General features: G+C 70.9%; 18 protein-coding genes and 1 pseudogene. 15 read left to right on the top strand and 4 right to left on the bottom strand.

The window, feature by feature from the left end:
* The first annotated feature begins 35 nt into the window (after nucleotides 1-35).
* From mbhE to DJ74_RS17925, 9 genes are all read left to right on the top strand, one after another.
* A complete protein-coding gene (gene mbhE, locus DJ74_RS19845) occupies nucleotides 36-2,429 on the top strand; it encodes a hydrogen gas-evolving membrane-bound hydrogenase subunit E (protein WP_094528188.1) in 2,394 nt (797 codons plus the stop codon).
* Nucleotides 2,426-2,890 carry an MnhB domain-containing protein gene (locus tag DJ74_RS17960; protein ID WP_094524964.1) on the top strand — a complete coding sequence of 155 codons (465 nt, stop codon included), beginning with the start codon at nucleotides 2,426-2,428 and terminating at the stop codon, nucleotides 2,888-2,890. Before mbhE ends, DJ74_RS17960 begins: the two co-directional genes overlap by 4 nt.
* Before the next feature lie 46 nt (nucleotides 2,891-2,936).
* Nucleotides 2,937-3,281, top strand: a complete 345-nt coding sequence (locus DJ74_RS17955; protein ID WP_094524965.1) for a sodium:proton antiporter — start codon at nucleotides 2,937-2,939, stop codon at nucleotides 3,279-3,281.
* Entirely contained in the window at nucleotides 3,278-4,885 is a 1,608-nt protein-coding gene (locus DJ74_RS17950) for a complex I subunit 5 family protein (protein WP_094528187.1), read from the top strand. Before DJ74_RS17955 ends, DJ74_RS17950 begins: the two co-directional genes overlap by 4 nt.
* The gene (locus DJ74_RS17945) at nucleotides 4,882-5,541 is read left to right on the top strand and encodes a Na+/H+ antiporter subunit E (protein WP_094528185.1); all 660 of its coding nucleotides are present in this window, start codon (nucleotides 4,882-4,884) and stop codon (nucleotides 5,539-5,541) included. The genes DJ74_RS17950 and DJ74_RS17945 overlap by 4 nt, the downstream gene beginning before the upstream one ends.
* On the top strand, nucleotides 5,531-5,824 hold the full coding sequence (locus DJ74_RS17940; RefSeq protein ID WP_094524968.1) for a monovalent cation/H+ antiporter complex subunit F: 294 nt from the start codon (nucleotides 5,531-5,533) through the stop codon (nucleotides 5,822-5,824). Before DJ74_RS17945 ends, DJ74_RS17940 begins: the two co-directional genes overlap by 11 nt.
* A 73-nt stretch (nucleotides 5,825-5,897) precedes the next feature.
* A complete protein-coding gene (mnhG, locus tag DJ74_RS17935) occupies nucleotides 5,898-6,239 on the top strand; it encodes a monovalent cation/H(+) antiporter subunit G (RefSeq protein WP_094524969.1) in 342 nt (113 codons plus the stop codon).
* A gap of 86 nt (nucleotides 6,240-6,325) precedes the next feature.
* Nucleotides 6,326-6,721: a hypothetical protein gene (locus DJ74_RS17930; RefSeq protein WP_094528183.1), complete on the top strand. Its 396-nt coding sequence runs from the start codon at nucleotides 6,326-6,328 to the stop codon at nucleotides 6,719-6,721.
* 104 nt (nucleotides 6,722-6,825) lie between these two features.
* Complete coding sequence (locus DJ74_RS17925; protein WP_094524971.1) at nucleotides 6,826-7,299, top strand: hypothetical protein; 474 nt, start codon at nucleotides 6,826-6,828, stop codon at nucleotides 7,297-7,299.
* Between the two features lie 28 nt (nucleotides 7,300-7,327).
* Here the strand turns inward: DJ74_RS17925 and DJ74_RS17920 are convergent, their stop codons facing one another.
* Together DJ74_RS17920 and DJ74_RS17915 are read right to left on the bottom strand one after the other, a co-directional pair.
* Entirely contained in the window at nucleotides 7,328-8,383 is a 1,056-nt protein-coding gene (locus DJ74_RS17920) for a hypothetical protein (RefSeq protein ID WP_094528181.1), read from the bottom strand.
* A 2-nt stretch (nucleotides 8,384-8,385) separates the two neighbouring features.
* Nucleotides 8,386-8,883 carry a FlaD/FlaE family flagellar protein gene (locus DJ74_RS17915; protein WP_094524973.1) on the bottom strand — a complete coding sequence of 166 codons (498 nt, stop codon included), beginning with the start codon at nucleotides 8,881-8,883 and terminating at the stop codon, nucleotides 8,386-8,388.
* 162 nt (nucleotides 8,884-9,045) lie between these two features.
* On the opposite strand from DJ74_RS17915, the gene DJ74_RS17910 reads away from it, so the two are divergent.
* Nucleotides 9,046-9,264, top strand: a complete 219-nt coding sequence (locus tag DJ74_RS17910) for a DUF2892 domain-containing protein (RefSeq protein WP_094528179.1) — start codon at nucleotides 9,046-9,048, stop codon at nucleotides 9,262-9,264.
* Between the two features lie 12 nt (nucleotides 9,265-9,276).
* Here DJ74_RS17910 and DJ74_RS17905 read toward each other — a convergent pair whose 3' ends face one another.
* Together DJ74_RS17905 and DJ74_RS17900 are read right to left on the bottom strand one after the other, a co-directional pair.
* The gene (locus DJ74_RS17905; RefSeq protein ID WP_094524975.1) at nucleotides 9,277-9,708 is read right to left on the bottom strand and encodes a pyridoxamine 5'-phosphate oxidase family protein; all 432 of its coding nucleotides are present in this window, start codon (nucleotides 9,706-9,708) and stop codon (nucleotides 9,277-9,279) included.
* Nucleotides 9,709-9,837: 129 nt separating this feature from the next.
* On the bottom strand, nucleotides 9,838-10,341 hold the full coding sequence (locus tag DJ74_RS17900) for a hypothetical protein (RefSeq protein WP_094524976.1): 504 nt from the start codon (nucleotides 10,339-10,341) through the stop codon (nucleotides 9,838-9,840).
* A gap of 101 nt (nucleotides 10,342-10,442) precedes the next feature.
* Here DJ74_RS17900 and DJ74_RS17895 point away from each other — a divergent pair, with 101 nt between their 5' ends.
* The 5 genes and pseudogenes from DJ74_RS17895 to DJ74_RS17875 form a co-directional block, all read left to right on the top strand.
* Nucleotides 10,443-11,426, top strand: a complete 984-nt coding sequence (locus DJ74_RS17895) for a pantoate kinase (RefSeq protein WP_094528177.1) — start codon at nucleotides 10,443-10,445, stop codon at nucleotides 11,424-11,426.
* Between the two features lie 59 nt (nucleotides 11,427-11,485).
* Nucleotides 11,486-11,700 (top strand): annotated as a pseudogene (locus DJ74_RS17890) (histidine kinase); the annotation flags it as partial.
* An 85-nt stretch (nucleotides 11,701-11,785) separates the two neighbouring features.
* Complete coding sequence (locus DJ74_RS17885) at nucleotides 11,786-13,180, top strand: signal recognition particle protein Srp54 (RefSeq protein WP_094524978.1); 1,395 nt, start codon at nucleotides 11,786-11,788, stop codon at nucleotides 13,178-13,180.
* Between the two features lie 105 nt (nucleotides 13,181-13,285).
* Nucleotides 13,286-14,161: a hypothetical protein gene (locus DJ74_RS17880; RefSeq protein WP_249269087.1), complete on the top strand. Its 876-nt coding sequence runs from the start codon at nucleotides 13,286-13,288 to the stop codon at nucleotides 14,159-14,161.
* A gap of 53 nt (nucleotides 14,162-14,214) precedes the next feature.
* On the top strand, nucleotides 14,215-14,700 hold a 486-nt coding region (locus tag DJ74_RS17875), incomplete at its 3' end, for an MFS transporter (protein WP_141212757.1).

The following is a 14,700-nucleotide window of genomic DNA, read 5'->3' as shown; positions in this document are numbered from 1 at the left end:
CGGCGGCGACACCTCGGCCGATAAGCCCCTTACTGATGGCACCGGACCTGACAATCGTAACGACCGCCGTCGCGCTCCCCTTCGTTGCAGCAGCCCTCTCGCCGCTTCTGTATCGCGTCCTCGGCGAACGGACCGGCTACGCGGGCGCCGCCGTGGCGGCGGCCAGTTTCGGACTGCTGGCGACGGGGATCGGCAGCTACGGTACCGTCGGGGTGCCGTGGGTCCCCGCGCTCGACATCGGGGCCCAGTTCACCGTGGACGGGTGGGGGCTCCTCTTCGCGCTCCTCGCCAGCGGCATCGGCGTCCTCGTGTTCGTCTACTCGGCCGCGTACATGCACGGCGAAGCGGGGTTAGCGCGCTACTACGCGGCGCTGTTGGCGTTCATGGGTTCGATACTCGGCGTCGCGCTCGCCTCCGACCTCGTGTTCGTCTTCCTGTTCTGGGAGCTGACCAGCCTCTGCTCGTTCGTGCTCATCGGTCACCACACCGACGACGACGAGTCGCGCTACTCGGCGCGGATGGCGATGGTCGTCACCGTGGGCGGCGGCCTGTGCCTGCTCGCGGGGGTGCTGATGCTCGCGGCGGCGGCGCGGGGCGCCCTCGGCGGCGCGACGTTCGACCTGACGGCGATGATCGCGAACGACGAGGCGATGCGCGCGGCCCTCCGCGAGTCGGGGCTGTTCGTCCCGGCGCTGGGGCTGATCGTCGTCGCCGCCGCCGCCAAGTCGGCGCAGGTGCCGCTCCACTTCTGGCTGCCGAACGCCATGGTCGCGCCGACGCCCGTCTCCGCGTTCCTCCACTCCGCGACGATGGTGAAGGTGGGCGTCTACTTCCTCGGCCGCGTGCGCCCCCTCCTGATGAGTCCCGAATGGGTGTCGCTCGTCGCGACCCTGGGCCTCCTGACCATGACCGTCGGAGCGCTGCTGGCCGTCGCCGCGACCGACACGAAGGAGCTGCTCGCCTACTCGACGGCGAGCCACCTCGGGCTGATGGTCGCGGGCTTCGGCTTCGACATCGTCTACGGCGGCGAGGCCGGCGCCTTTCACCTCCTCAACCACGCGCTGTTCAAGGCGCCGCTGTTCCTCGTTGCAGGGATCGTCGTTCACGAGGCCGGGACCCGAAATCTCGACGACCTCGGCGGACTCTGGCGGGAGCTCCCGGTGACGGCCGCCGTCACCGCGGTCGCCGCGTTGAGCATGGCCGGCATCCCGCCGTTCAACGGCTTCTACTCCAAGGAACTGCTGTTCGAGGCGGCGTACGAAGTCGCCCACGAGGCCGGCGGCATCGCGTGGCTGTATCCAGTCGTGGCGACGCTCGCGAGCGTGTTGACCGTCGTCTACTCGATAAAGTTCCTCGCGCTGTTCTTCGGCGAGCGGCGGGCCCCGGTCGCGGACGTCCACCGACCGCCGATCGCGATGGTCGCACCCCCGGCCGTGCTGGCCGTCGCGGCGGTCGTCGTCAGCCTCGCGCCGCAGTTGGCGGTCGACGGTATCGTCCAGGGCGCCGTCGAGGCCACCGCCACCGGCGAGGCCCAGCTCGAGGTCGGACTGCCGACGCACCTCTCGCCGCCGGTCGCGATGTCCGCCGTCGCCGTCATCGGCGGGTTCGCCGCGTACCCGCTTCGAGAGCGTCTCGCGGCGGGAATCAACCGCGGCGTCGACGCGCCGATTCCGGTTCGACCCAGCGGGTGGTACGACCGGATCGTCTCGACGGCCGCGCCGACGAGCGCTCGGTTCGGCTCGGCGGTCCACGACGGCCTCCTCCGGACGTACGTGGGGTGGGTGGCGGCGGCCGGGAGCCTGTTCGCGCTCGCCGGCTTCGCCGCGGCGGGAGCGTCCCTCGGGGCCGGCGGGGTCCGCGTTCCGCTGGCTGTCGCCGTCGTGCTGGGCGTCGCGACCCTCGCCGGCGTGGCCGTGGCGACCGCGTCGTCGCACGTGTCCGGCGTGCTCACGCTGTCGATCCTCGGGTTCATGCTCGCCATCTTCTTCATCCTCGCGAGCGCGCCGGACCTGGCGCTCACGCAGCTGGTCGTCGAGACGCTCGTCCTCCTCGTCTTCCTGCTCGTCCTCCAGCGGCTGCCGTCGTTTTACTCGGACGTCCGCCCGCTCGCCATCGCTCGCGACGCGGCCGTGTCGATCCTCGTGGGCGCGACGGCGTTCGTCTCGGTACTCCTGACGATACCCGGTCCCGACGCCGAGCCGACGAGCGTCGCCACGTACTACACGGAGCAGGCGATTCCGGGCGGCGGCGGCTCGAACGTCGTCAACGTCATCCTCGTGGACTTCCGGGCGTTCGACACGCTGGGCGAACTACTGGTCGTCACGATCGCCGCGATCGCCATCCTCGTGCTCGTGACGATGCGGACCCGCGGTGAGACGGTGACCGAGGGCGACGAGGAAGCGGTCCTCGACGGAGGTGAGTCGCCGTGACGACGACGATCATGCGGACGACCGCCCGAGTGACCGTCCCCATCGTGCTCGTCGTCTCCATCTCGCTGTTCTTACAGGGCCACAACCTGCCCGGCGGCGGCTTCATCGGCGGCGTCCTCACCGCGGCGGCGTTCGTGCTGATATACGTCGCCCACGACCTCGACTACCTGGAGTCTGGGGTGCTCGGCCGGGAGGTCGAGGCCGGCACCAGCGTCTTCGAACACCGCACCGTCACCGCCTACCGCCGCACGTTGCTCGCGGGCCTGGTGATCGTGCTCGGCAGCGGATTCGCGGGGCTCCTCGTCGGCGACCCGTTCCTGACTCAGGGGTACGTCCACCTCGAAGGCGTCCCGATCTACCACGAGGTCGAACTCGCGAGCGCGCTCGCGTTCGACCTGGGCGTGTACCTCGTCGTCGTCGGCAGCCTCCTGACTATCGTCTCGGTGGTGAGCGCGGAATGAGGCGGCGCGAAACGATTCCGTCCGGCCGACGCGGGGGCGGTGAGCGATGAGCGTCGCCCTCGCGGTCGCGGTCGGCGGGCTGTTCGCCGTCGGGACGTTCCTGCTGTTACAACGGGACCTGGTTCGGGTCGTGTTGGGCGTCGCCGTCGTCTCCCAGGCGACGTTCGTCTACCTGATCGCGATGGGGGGCATCGACGAGGGTACCGGGGACCTCGTGCCCGTCCTCGAGGTCCACGGCGGCGGCGTCCCCGAAGTCGCCGACCCGGTGGTACAGGCGCTCGTCCTGACGGCGATCGTCATCAGCCTCGGAACGACCGCGCTGGCGCTCGTGCTGTCGTACCGCGCGTACGAGGAGAACGAGAGTATGGACGTCACGGAGTGGAAGCCATGAGCCGGTTCGTGATCGCGCCGCTACTAGCCGCGGTAACCACCGCCGTGCTGACGCTCGCGCTCGGTCGGCGGCCCCGGATACAGCGCGCGACGAGCGTGGCCGGCGCCGTCGCCTACGTCGGGACCGTGTCCGCCGCCGTCTGGTCGGTGGTTCTCGGGCCGGCGGCGCCCGGCGCGGCCGCGTATCAGGTGGGCGGCTGGCCCGCCCCCTTCGGGATCACGCTCGTTCTGGACGGGCTGTCGGCGTTCATGCTGACGATCGCCGCGGGCGTCGGCGCCGCGTCGATACTGTTCTCGCTCCGGTACGTGACCGCCGAGAACCAGCGCGTGTACTACCATCCGCTGTTCCACATGCTCCTCGTGGGCGCGACCGGCGCGTTCCTCACCGGCGACCTGTTCAACCTCTTCGTCTGGTTCGAGGTGATGCTGATCGTCAGTTACGTCTTCGTCGCCTTCTACGGCACCGACCACGCCACCGCGGCGTCGTTCCGGTACCTGGTGATGAACGTGTTCGGAAGCTCGCTCATGCTCGTCGCCGTCGGCGGCCTGTACGCCACCACGGGGACGCTCAACATGGCCGACATGGCCCGACGACTGGCGGCTCCCGACGCGTACGGCATCGATCCCGCGCCCGTCGTCGGGCTGTCGGCCCTGTTGCTCGCGGTGTTCGCGCTGAAGGCCGGGCTCGTCCCCTTCCAGTTCTGGGTGCCCGCCGCCTACACCGCCGCCCCGGCGCCGATCACCGCGATGTTCGCCGGCGTCACGAAGAAGGTCGGGATCTACGCGATCGTTCGCCTCTACTTCACGGTCCTCGCCGCCGCGTCGGTCCCCGTCGACGCGCCGGGCCTCACCGCCGCGTCACCCCTCGGCTTCCTCGCCCCGGTGCTGGGGGCGATGGGGGTTGCGAGCATCGTCGTCGGCGGGTTCGGCGCCGTCGGCCGGGACCGGCTCGGGGCCGTGTTCGCGTACTCGAGCATCGGGCAGGTCGGCTTCATCGCCGTGCCCGTCGCCGTCGCCGCCGCGGCGCCTCCCGCGGGGACGCTCCGCGGGGTCGCCATCGCCGCCGCGCTCGTGTTCGCGCTCCACCACGCGCTCGCGAAGGGACTGCTCTTCCTCTCGGCGGCCGCCGTCGAGGACGCGACGAAGACGGACCGCCTGGCGGACCTCGGCGGCTTCGCCGGCCACTCGCCGGTGCTCTCGGGGGCCGTCTTCGTCGGCCTCCTCTCGCTGATCGGCCTCCCGCCGCTGACCGGGTTCTTCGGGAAGCTCCTCGCGTTCGACGCGGCGGTCCGGGGAGTCGCGTCCGCTCCCGGCCCGTCGTCGGCGCTCGCGCTGGTCGCGTTGCTCCTCGGTGCCGTGCTCACGATCCTGTACGCGACGCGGGTGTGGGTCGGCGGCTTCTGGGGGCGCGAGACGACGGCGGTCGAGGTCGCGACCGTCGAGTCGGGTCAGGTCGCCGTCCTCGTCGCGCTCGCCGCGGCCGTCGTTCTCGTCGGCGTGGGGTTCGACCCGATCTACCGGTTCGCGGAGACGGCCGCGGCCGCCGCGCTCGACTCCGAGGGGTACGTCGACGTCGTGGGGCTGAGCGGGGGTGACGGCGCGTGACCCGCACCTGGCCGGTCGCCGGGTTCCTGTTCGGCGTCATCTGGGTGTTCGTCCAGGGACCGCCGCTCGCGCCCGAACCGCTCGTCGGGTCGCTGCTGATCGGCCTCGCGGTCGGCTTCCCCACGGCCTTCGTCTTTCGGCGTCTGTACGGGGAGACCGTCGACCTCCCCCGGTCGATCCGCGCGGTCCCGTACGCGCTGTGGTACGTGCTGACGTTCGTTCGGGAGGCGATCGTCGCCAGCCTCGACGTCACGTACCGCGTGCTCGCGCCCTCCAGACCGACCGACTCCGAGGTGATCCTCATCCCGTTGCGCGTACAGACCGACCTCGGCGTGACCACCATCGCCAACAGCATCACGATGACCCCCGGATCGCTCACGCTCAACTACGACCCCGAGGAGAACGCGCTGTACGTCCACGTGATCGACGGGAGCGATCCGGAGGACGTCGTCGACCCGATCCGCGACTGGGAGAGCTACGCGCTCGTCATCTTCGACGAGGAGCTCTCGCCGAGCGACCCCGCGCCGGACTTCGCCGTCTACCCGCCCGACCGAACGCATCCCGCGCTCAAGCAGGCGGCTCCGGAAGCGGGGGAGGAGACGGCGACCGATCGGCCGACCGAGGAGGCCACGGGAGGTGACGGAGATGGCCGCTGAGGGGTCGCTGGTGGCGGTCATCGACGCCGCGATCGTCCTCGTGGCGCTGCTGAACCTGCTGTGCGGCTACCGCGCGGTCCGAGGGCCGACGGTCCCCGACCGCGTGGTCGCGCTGGACGCGATCGCGACGAACGTCGTCGCGATCGCCGTCCTGTTCGCCATCAAGACCGGTCGGGGCCTCTTCGTGATCGTCAGCCTCGTGCTCGCGATCATCGCGTTCCTCTCGACGGTCGCGGTTGCCAAGTTCATCACCGAGGGCGACATCATCGTTACGAACGAGTGACAACTATGAATTACCGACATCGAACCCGACGGGAGAGTCAGACCGGGCAGCGCGCCTCCGGAGGGGGACGCCGATGATCGAATCGACTCCGATACGCGCGTGGATCGTCATCGCGCTCGTCGTCGTCGGGGCGTTCTTCCTCACGGTCGGGACGATCGGGCTGTTGCGGCTGCCGAACGTGTACAACCGGATGCACGCGACGAGCAAGCCGGCGACCATCGGTGCGGTCGCCGTCTTCCTCGCCGGGTTCGTCCACTTCGGTCCCGGGGGCGCCGGCCTCTCGTCGCTCATCGGTATCGTCTTCCTGTTCCTGACGGTGCCGACCGGCGCGCACATGATCTCGCGGGCGGCGGAACGGACCGGCGTCCCGTTCCTCGGGTCCGTCACGTGGCCGGGGAGATCGGACGACGAGTGAGGGGGCTCCCGACGCGCGTCGCCCGCTCCCGTCGAATGTGAACTACCCGCAAGGTATATGCCGGACAGGTCTCTCCTCGCACTCGTATGTCGGGACCGACTCGATCGCCGCGCTCGACGCGAGCCGCCGAGGGCGACGAGACCGCTCGCGGTGACGGCGACTCCCGGACGCGGTCCGCGAGGGACCGTATCCGCGTCGACGACGAGGTGCCGCCGGCGTTCGAACGCGACCTGCGGGGCCTCGCGGACGTCGCTCGGAACCCCTCGCGTCGACCCCTCGCCACCCTCGTCGCGGCGGTCGTCGTCGGCGCGCTCGGCTACCAGTCGTACGTCGTCGCCGCCGCGGCCGGCCCGGTCGCCGGGCTCCTCGCGGCCGCCGCCGTCGCCGTCGCGTACGCGGCCGCCAAGCGATTCTGGGCGGTGCAACACCGGCTCATGATCGCGGCGCTCGCGGCGGCGGACGAGCTCGATCGGCTCCGGTGACTGAGGGGTATCGGACGCGGCGAGCGCGTTCGAAGGCGGCCGGGAGTTCGCGCGGGTCGCCGCCATGTGTGTCATTTTTTAACATCCAAGTCATGTGATAGCGTATGGACCACACGCAGTACCGCGACGCCGTCGTCGAGAACCGTCGGAAGCACGGCTTCGAGCCGGTCGACGAGTACACGAACGGGTTCGACCCGGTATGGGAGACCCGCGACGAGGACGCCTCTATCGGCCCCGTCGCCGTCATCGCCACGCTCGTCGACGACGAGCCGGACCCCAGCCCGGAGGACCTCGTCGCGGTCGCGGACTCGTTCCGCGACGTGCTCGTCGACCGCGTCGACGACCGGCACGGCTCGACGACCCCCCTCGGCTACGTCGTCTTCCCGGTTCCCGATCCGGACCCGTCGCTCGTCGACGCGGCGCGCTCGTACACGGTCGCCCGCCGCCGGACCAACGTCTTCCCAATCGTGTACGACTGCGAGGACGAGACGCTCCACCGACACGAGGTGCCGCGGCTGAAGGGACGGGGTATCTACCGCCGACAGGCGGAGGACGCCGACCGGCTGTTCGACGTCTGAGACGCAGTTAAAAAACGGCGGCGACCGCTCAGATCAGGCGCTCGGCGATCCGACCGGCGCCCTCGGCGGCGGCGGTCGCGGGGTCGTCGGGGGAGACGACCTCGACGTCGCGGTCGAGCTCGGCCGAGAGCCGCTTCTCGAACTCCTCGGCGAGCCCGGGGATGCAGGCCATGCCGCCGGTCGCCGCGACCGGCCGGCCCAGCGCGAGCTGGTACGGCTTCATGTGGTCGTTCGCGAGCTCCGGGAGGAACTCGTTGGCGACGACGTCGACCGCCTCGTCGATGTAGCGGTCGACCGGCTCCCGCACGCCGCGGTCGACGGTGAACTCGTGGCTCCCGCCGCCGGGCTGTTGGATCACGTCCGTGAACGGCTCGAAGTCGTACACGTCGGCGTGCTCCTCCTTGTACTCGCGGGCGGTCGTCCGGTCGATGTGGACGCGCCCCTGGCTCTCCTCCTCGACGGCGGCGACGATCCGGCGGTCGACCTCGTTGCCCGTCACCGAGCCGGTCGAGAACGGCGAGAGCTGCTCGCCGCGGCGGTAGGCGCACGCCTCCAACGTCGTCGACCCCATGTTAATCGAGACGAACACCTCGTCGATGGCGGCCAGGTCGTCGCCGTAGGCGGGGATCGCCCCGCACAGCGACTCCGGGTAGCTCCGCGTCTCGGCCTGCCCGATCGAGGAGCCCTCGATGACCGACTTGAGGTTCTCCACGCCCGCCTCGTTGTCGATGGTGGGGACCGCGTAGACGACCGCGCTGTCCTCGGGGACGTCGTGGGCGTCCACGAGGGCCTCGAAGAAGCGCTCGGCGTCGGCGACGCTCTCGTCGTCCTCCGGCAGCCCCGACCGGAGCATAAAGCGCACCGTGTCGGGGTACTCGATCGCGGCCTCGTGGCCGAACAGGACCCGCTCATCGCCCGTGATGGCGTCCTCGTACGTCGCCAGACACGTCAGCGTCGAGTGTCGCTCGCGGCCCCCGCGTCCGTCGGGGAGGTCGAGCACCGTCCGCGTGCTGCCGAGTTTCACACCCACCGCTTCCGGGCCGTCTGTACTGTTGATCTCCGTGGATTCGTCGTCGTCGCTCATTGTTAATCACTCGCACACGAAGCGATTCGGACGATGGAGACGAGACTGATCCGGTGGTCCGCGGGAGTGAACGGCCGATCGTGGCGGGGGGCGTCGAACCCCTCCAGTCGACGCGTCAGCGCGTCGACCGCGTCGGGGGCGACCCAGCCGAGTTCGGCGTAGTACGACAGCGCGTCGCGGGCTCGCAGGCGGCCGCCGACGTCGACGAGGTAGCCGAGCCACTCGCCGACCTCGCGTTCCGCGTCCGTCGAGGCCGGGACCGCCCGCAGGTACGGGCGGTCGCCGGCGTCGGCGGGTCGGTCCCCGCCGCCGGCCAGCCGCAGCCCTCGCTGGCGCTGGAGCAGCTCCGTGAACGCGGCCGAGCGGGCGGCCTGCTCCGCTCGGTTCCGGTTCGGCTGACGAAGCGACCGCTCCCGAGGCGCTCCGTCCGCGCCGTCCCGCGGTGCGTCCGCGATCCGGCGCAGCTCCCGTACGTCGTATCTCCGTGGATTCAGACTCATGTTCCGTCCGTCGTTCGCGTCCGTACGGTCACGGTTGCCGTCGGCATATATGATAGTTCCTCCGCAGTTATCAGCGGTGAGAAACTATTCGCCGGGCCGACGGCGCGGGACCGGGACCGCAGTCACCTCAGCGCTTTCCCGTGCGGAGCCGCTACCCCGTATGTGAAACGAAACGTCGGACGGATCGACGCGTTCGCACGGGTCGCCGGCGGCGCCGCGCTCGCGGTCATCGCCGTCCTCGTCGCGAGCGGCAAGGTGAGCGTTCCGGTGGGCTCCGCGGTCGGCCTCGGCCTCGCCGGCGCGGTGTTGATCGTCGAGGGCGCGACGCGGCGGTGTCTGCTGTATCGGGCGCTCGGAATCGACCGCTGTCCGGTGGAGTGACCCCGACGGGGACTACCTGACCGTCTCCCGACCGGTCACGGTCTCCACCTCCAGTTCGTACAGCGAGAAGTCGACGCGCTCGACCGCTTCGTCGAACAGCCGAAACGGCGGAAACCACTCGTTGAGCGTCTCCTCGTCGACGTCCCCCTGCCACTCCCGGAGCGGGCCGCGGACCTGAACGCTCCACGACTCCGTCGCCGAGCCCTCGTAGCACACGAACGTGGCGGTCTCGGTCGTCTCGATGAACTTCCCCTTCTCGCTGTCGCCGTCGTGCTCGCTCACGCGGAGGAGGAACCGGTCGCCGTCGTAATGGTAGCTCAGCGGGACGGCGTACGAGTCGTCGGCGTCAGCGAGCCCGAGAACGCCGTGCTCGCCCGCTCGGAGGCGGTCGTCGACGTCGGACTCGGACATGCCGCTCGTGTACACGTACTCTGCGTGTTCCATACGTCCGACACGCGGCGGAGGGACAAATAGGCACCACTCCTGTCAATCGACCGTCAGCACCTCTTGCGCCGGCGCCGGCCGATTCGAACACGGCGCGTCGGGACCCCGAGAGCTCGCGCCCGGGGAGACTCACTCGCCCTCGCTCCACGGGAGCGGCTCCGTACACCAGTGACAGAAGTCGAGCTCGGCGTCGGTCTCCTTCCCGCAGGCCGGGCACTCGACCCGCACGGCCTCGCCGCCCTCGCCGGTGAGTCCGGCGACCGGCGAGCCGGCGGCGAGGCCCTCGTCGTCCGCGCTCGCGGCGCGGCGCCGCACCGCTTCCGCGGTCGCGTTGACGCGCTTCCGCTCGGCGACGTCCGCCCGCCCGACGACGTAGGCGTCGATCGACGAGAGCACGGTGAGGAGGGCGACCGGGAGCGCGACCTCGGTCGGTAGCGCGGCGGCGGCCTCGACCGGCGACGCCGCCGGCCCGGCGGGGTCGACGTCGTAGAGCGCGAGCAGCGCGACGCCGCCGCCGACGACCGTGACGTGCCACAGCAGCGCCCGTCCCCAGCGGCGCAAGACGAGGTGACCGAGCCCCGGGAACGCCAGCGCGAGGACCGCGGCGAGGACGGGACGCAACTGGTCTCGCATACGACGCGGGTTTGGGTGGGGACTATTTACCGTCTGCGGTGTCGACGCTCCGCCCGCCGCGGATAACAACCGTTAATCGACGCGCGGTCCTCCGGTCCGGCATGAGCAGGCAGCGGGCGACCGCGTTCGTTCCCGGGCACGTCACCGCCTTCTTCAGCGCCCATCCGGCCGAGCGCCCCGCGGCGGCCGGGTCGCGCGGGGCCGGACTCGCCCTCACCGACGGCGTGACGGTCCGGGTGTCGGCGGCGGGGACCGAGACCGACGGGTCGGGGACCGCCGACCCAGCGGCCCACGGATCGCAGACCGCCGACCTCCCGACCGACGGCGACGCCGGATCCCGCGCGATCGACGGCGAGCCCGGAACGATCGGCGCGGTCGAGGACGTGCTCGCGGAGCTGGGGGCCGCGGGCGGCGCGGGCGACGCCGACGGGGTCCCCGTCGACGTCGCGGTCGAGACCGACCTCCCGATCGGCGCCGGCTTCGGCGTCTCCGGCGCGGCGGCGCTCGGCGCGGCGCTCGCGGCCAACGACGCCCTCGACCGCGGGCGCTCCGAGAACGAGCTGGTCCGGACCGCCCACGAGGCGGAGGTGAACCGAGGGACCGGCCTCGGGGACGTGGTCGCGCAGGCGCGCGGCGGCGTCCCGATCCGGGTGACGCCCGGCGCGCCGGGCGTCGGGAAGCTCGACGGGATCCCCGCGGTCGGCCGCGTGGAGTACGTCACCTTCGGCGAGCTGTCGACGGAGGCGGTCCTCGGCGGCGACACGACCGCCCTCTCCGCGGCCGGCGAGGCGGCGCTCGACCGCCTCCGCGCGGACCCGCGGCTCCCGACGCTGATGGCCGCGGCCCGCGACTTCGCCGGCGAGGCGGACCTCCTCGTTCCCGAGGTCGCCGAGGCGATCGACGCGGTCGCCGAGGCGAACGGCGGTTCGGGCGGCGCGGCCGACGGCCCCGGGGCGGCCATGGCGATGCTCGGGCGCACCGTCTTCGCGCTCGGCACCGGGCTCTCCGACGCGGGCTACGACCCCCGAGTCTGCCGAATCGACGCCGCGGGCGCGCGGCTCGCCGGGGACCGCAACCGTGAGTAAGGACTTTGCCGCGTTCGGCCGGAGTGGCGGACATGGCTGAGTCGCTCCGCTCGTTCTTCGACGGGCTCTCGGCGCTCCCGCTGACGGTCCACACCGGCACCTCGTACCCGTACCGGCGGTCGTGGTTCGTCGTGTTCGCGCCGCCGAGCGGTTCCGAGGGCGATCACGTCGCACTGCTCGCGCTCGAGGACGAACCAACGTCTGGGACGGCTTCTGGACGTTTCGCCCGGAGCTCGTGACCCGACTGGAGCGGTACATCGCCGAGGAGCTCTGAGGCGGGCGGGCCGCCCGATCCCGCGGCCGCCTCGGGCGACGCCGACGAACAAAGCTTTACCGCGTCGACCGCCTATCTCCGGCAAATGGTACTCGACGACCTCGGTTCGTCCCTGCGGGGCAGCCTCGACAAGCTCCAGGGGAAGACCCGCCTCTCCGAGAGCGACGTCGAGGAGATCGTCAAGGAGATCCAGCGCTCGCTCCTCTCGGCCGACGTCGACGTCTCCCTCGTCATGGAGCTGTCGGACTCGATCAAGACCCGCGCGCTCGAAGAGGAGCCGCCGGGCGGCACCACGGCGAAGGACCACGTCCTCAAGATCGTCTACGAGGAGATGGTCGACCTCGTCGGGGACTCCACGGAGCTCCCCTTGGAGAACCAGACGATCCTCCTCGCCGGCCTCCAGGGGTCGGGGAAGACCACCTCCGCCGCGAAGATGGCGTGGTGGTTCTCGAAGAAGGGCCTCCGCCCCGCCGTCATCCAGACGGACACCTTCCGGCCGGGCGCGTACGACCAGGCCAAACAGATGTGCGAGCGTGCGGAGGTCGACTTCTACGGGAACCCCGACAACGACGACCCCGTCGACATCGCGCGGACGGGCCTCGAAGAGACGGAAGACGCCGACGTGCACATCGTCGACACCGCGGGCCGACACGCGCTCGAGGACGACCTCATCGCGGAGATCGAGGAGATCGAGCGCGCGGTCGACCCCGACCGCTCCCTCCTCGTCCTCGACGCCGCGATCGGGCAGGGCGCCAAGGAGCAGGCCCGCCAGTTCGAGGAGTCGATCGGGATCGAGGGCGTGATGATCACCAAGCTCGACGGGACCGCGAAAGGCGGGGGGGCGCTCACGGCGGTCAACGAGACCGACTCCTCCATCGCCTTCCTCGGGACCGGCGAGACGGTCCAGGACATCGAGCGGTTCGAGCCCTCCGGGTTCATCTCCCGGCTGCTCGGGATGGGCGACCTCAAACAGCTCTCCGAGCGCGTCGAGCGCGCCATGCAGGAGGCCCAGGAGGACGACGAGGACTGGGACCCCGAGGACATGCTGCAGGGGGAGTTCACCCTGAAGGACATGAAAAAGCAGATGGACGCGATGAACCGGATGGGGCCGCTCGACCAGGTGATGGACATGATCCCCGGCATGGGCGGCGGGATGATGGACCAGCTCCCGGACGACGCGATGGACGTCACCCAAGACCGGATGCGCAAGTTCGAGCGGATCATGGACTCGATGACCGAGGAGGAGCTGACGAACCCCCGCGTCGTCGGTCAGTCGCGCACGGAGCGGATCGCCCGCGGCTCCGGCACCGACGAGGAGACGGTCCGGCAGCTCCTGGAACAGCACTCTATGATGGAGCAGACGATCAGCCAGTTCCAGGGGATGGGCGAGGGCGACATGCAGCGCATGATGAAGAAGATGGGCGGCGGCGACGGCGGCGGCCTCGGCGACATGATGGGCGGCGGCAAGGGCCCGTTCTGATCGGCGTCTCGCGGCGACCGGACGCCCGCTTCGACCCTCGAGTGGCTTGACGGCCGACGCCGTCGCGCCACTGACACTTTTGAGAGCCGCTCTCGAACTCCCCGTATGGTCCCGGCCTCCGACGAACCGCCGACCGACGGTCCGGCCGGCGCCTCGCCGGACGACGGGCCGTCGGCCGCCGGCCCCGTCACCGACCGCTCGCCCCGTCCCGGCCCGCTCCTCGACCGGACGCTCGCGCACGTCGAGCGGCTCCTCCCCCTCGCGCTCGTTCCGCTTCTCACAGCGCTCCTCAACGTCGAGGACCTGGCCGCCACGGCGGAGACCGACACGGTGGTCTCCGTCAGCGCGTCGTTCCCCGTCTATCGATACGACCTCTGGAGCATCATCGACCCGCCCGGCGACGGCGGCGCGTCGACGTCGGTTCCCTTCGACTCGGTCGGGCCACTCGCGCTCGCCGTCCCGCTCCTCGGCGCGTACGTCGTCGTTTCGGGGGCGCTGAGCGCAGGGTACTTCGGGAGCATCGCCGAGGGGATCACGACCGGTCGATTCGACTTCGTCGCCAACGTCCGACGGTTCGCCGTCCGGCTGATCGCGCTGGAGGCGCTCGTCGTCGCCGCGATCCTCCTCGCCGTCGTGCCGTTGGCCGCGTTCCCGCCGCTGCTCGTGTTTGCCGTGGTCGCCCTCCTCGTCCTCTCGTACCTGTTCTTCCCGACGGTGTACGTCCTCGTGCTGGAGGACCGCGGGATCGAGTCCGCGATTCGGCGGGCGTACGGGCTCGTCACGCGACACCGGCCGCTGTGGTTCTTCCTCGCGCTCGCGGCAGCGACGGCGCTCTGTTCGGTCCCGCTGAGCGCCCTCGCTTACTCCGGTCCGGTACCCGCGGTCGTCGCGGCGGTGGTCGCGGCGCCGATCGCCCTCGCGTTCAACGTCGCGGCGGCCCTGAAGGTCGCCGCGATGGCGGACGTCGACGCGGTCCGCTGACTCGATGGGCGTCTTCACGACCCTTATACGTCCCGCTCGGCTACAATCGATAGATGGAACTCAGGCGGATCGGCGGCTACGACGCACTGATCCTCGTCTCGGTCATCTGGTTCCTCGGGAAGTTCGCTCGCTACCTCTTCCCGCCGCTCTTCGGTCCCCTCCAGTCGACGTACGGCCTCAGCAACGCCACGATCGGTGCCGCCTTCTCGGGGTTCATGATCGCGTACGCGCTGATGCAGTTCCCCAGCGGCGCGGTCGCCGACCGGATCGGTCCGGTCCCCGTGGTCGTCGGCGGCGCGTCGGTCGCGGGGGTCGGCGCCCTGGCGCTCGTCGTCGACTCGCCGTTCGCGGCGCTGGTCGCGGCGATGGCCGTCATCGGAGTCGGGACGGGCGTCCACAAGACGGTCGCCGTGCGCCTGCTCGCTCGCGTCTACCCGGCTCGAATGGGGCGGATGCTCGGCATCCACGACACGCTCGGCGCGCTGAGCGGGGTCGTCGCGCCCGCGGTCGTCGTGGCGTTCCTCTCGCCGCCGGCGGCG

Source organism: Halorubrum sp. Ea8 (genome assembly GCF_002252925.1).
Lineage (GTDB): Archaea > Halobacteriota > Halobacteria > Halobacteriales > Haloferacaceae > Halorubrum.
The sequence above is the reverse complement of the archived record's forward strand: the minus strand, read 5'-3'. Positions and strand labels throughout refer to the sequence as shown.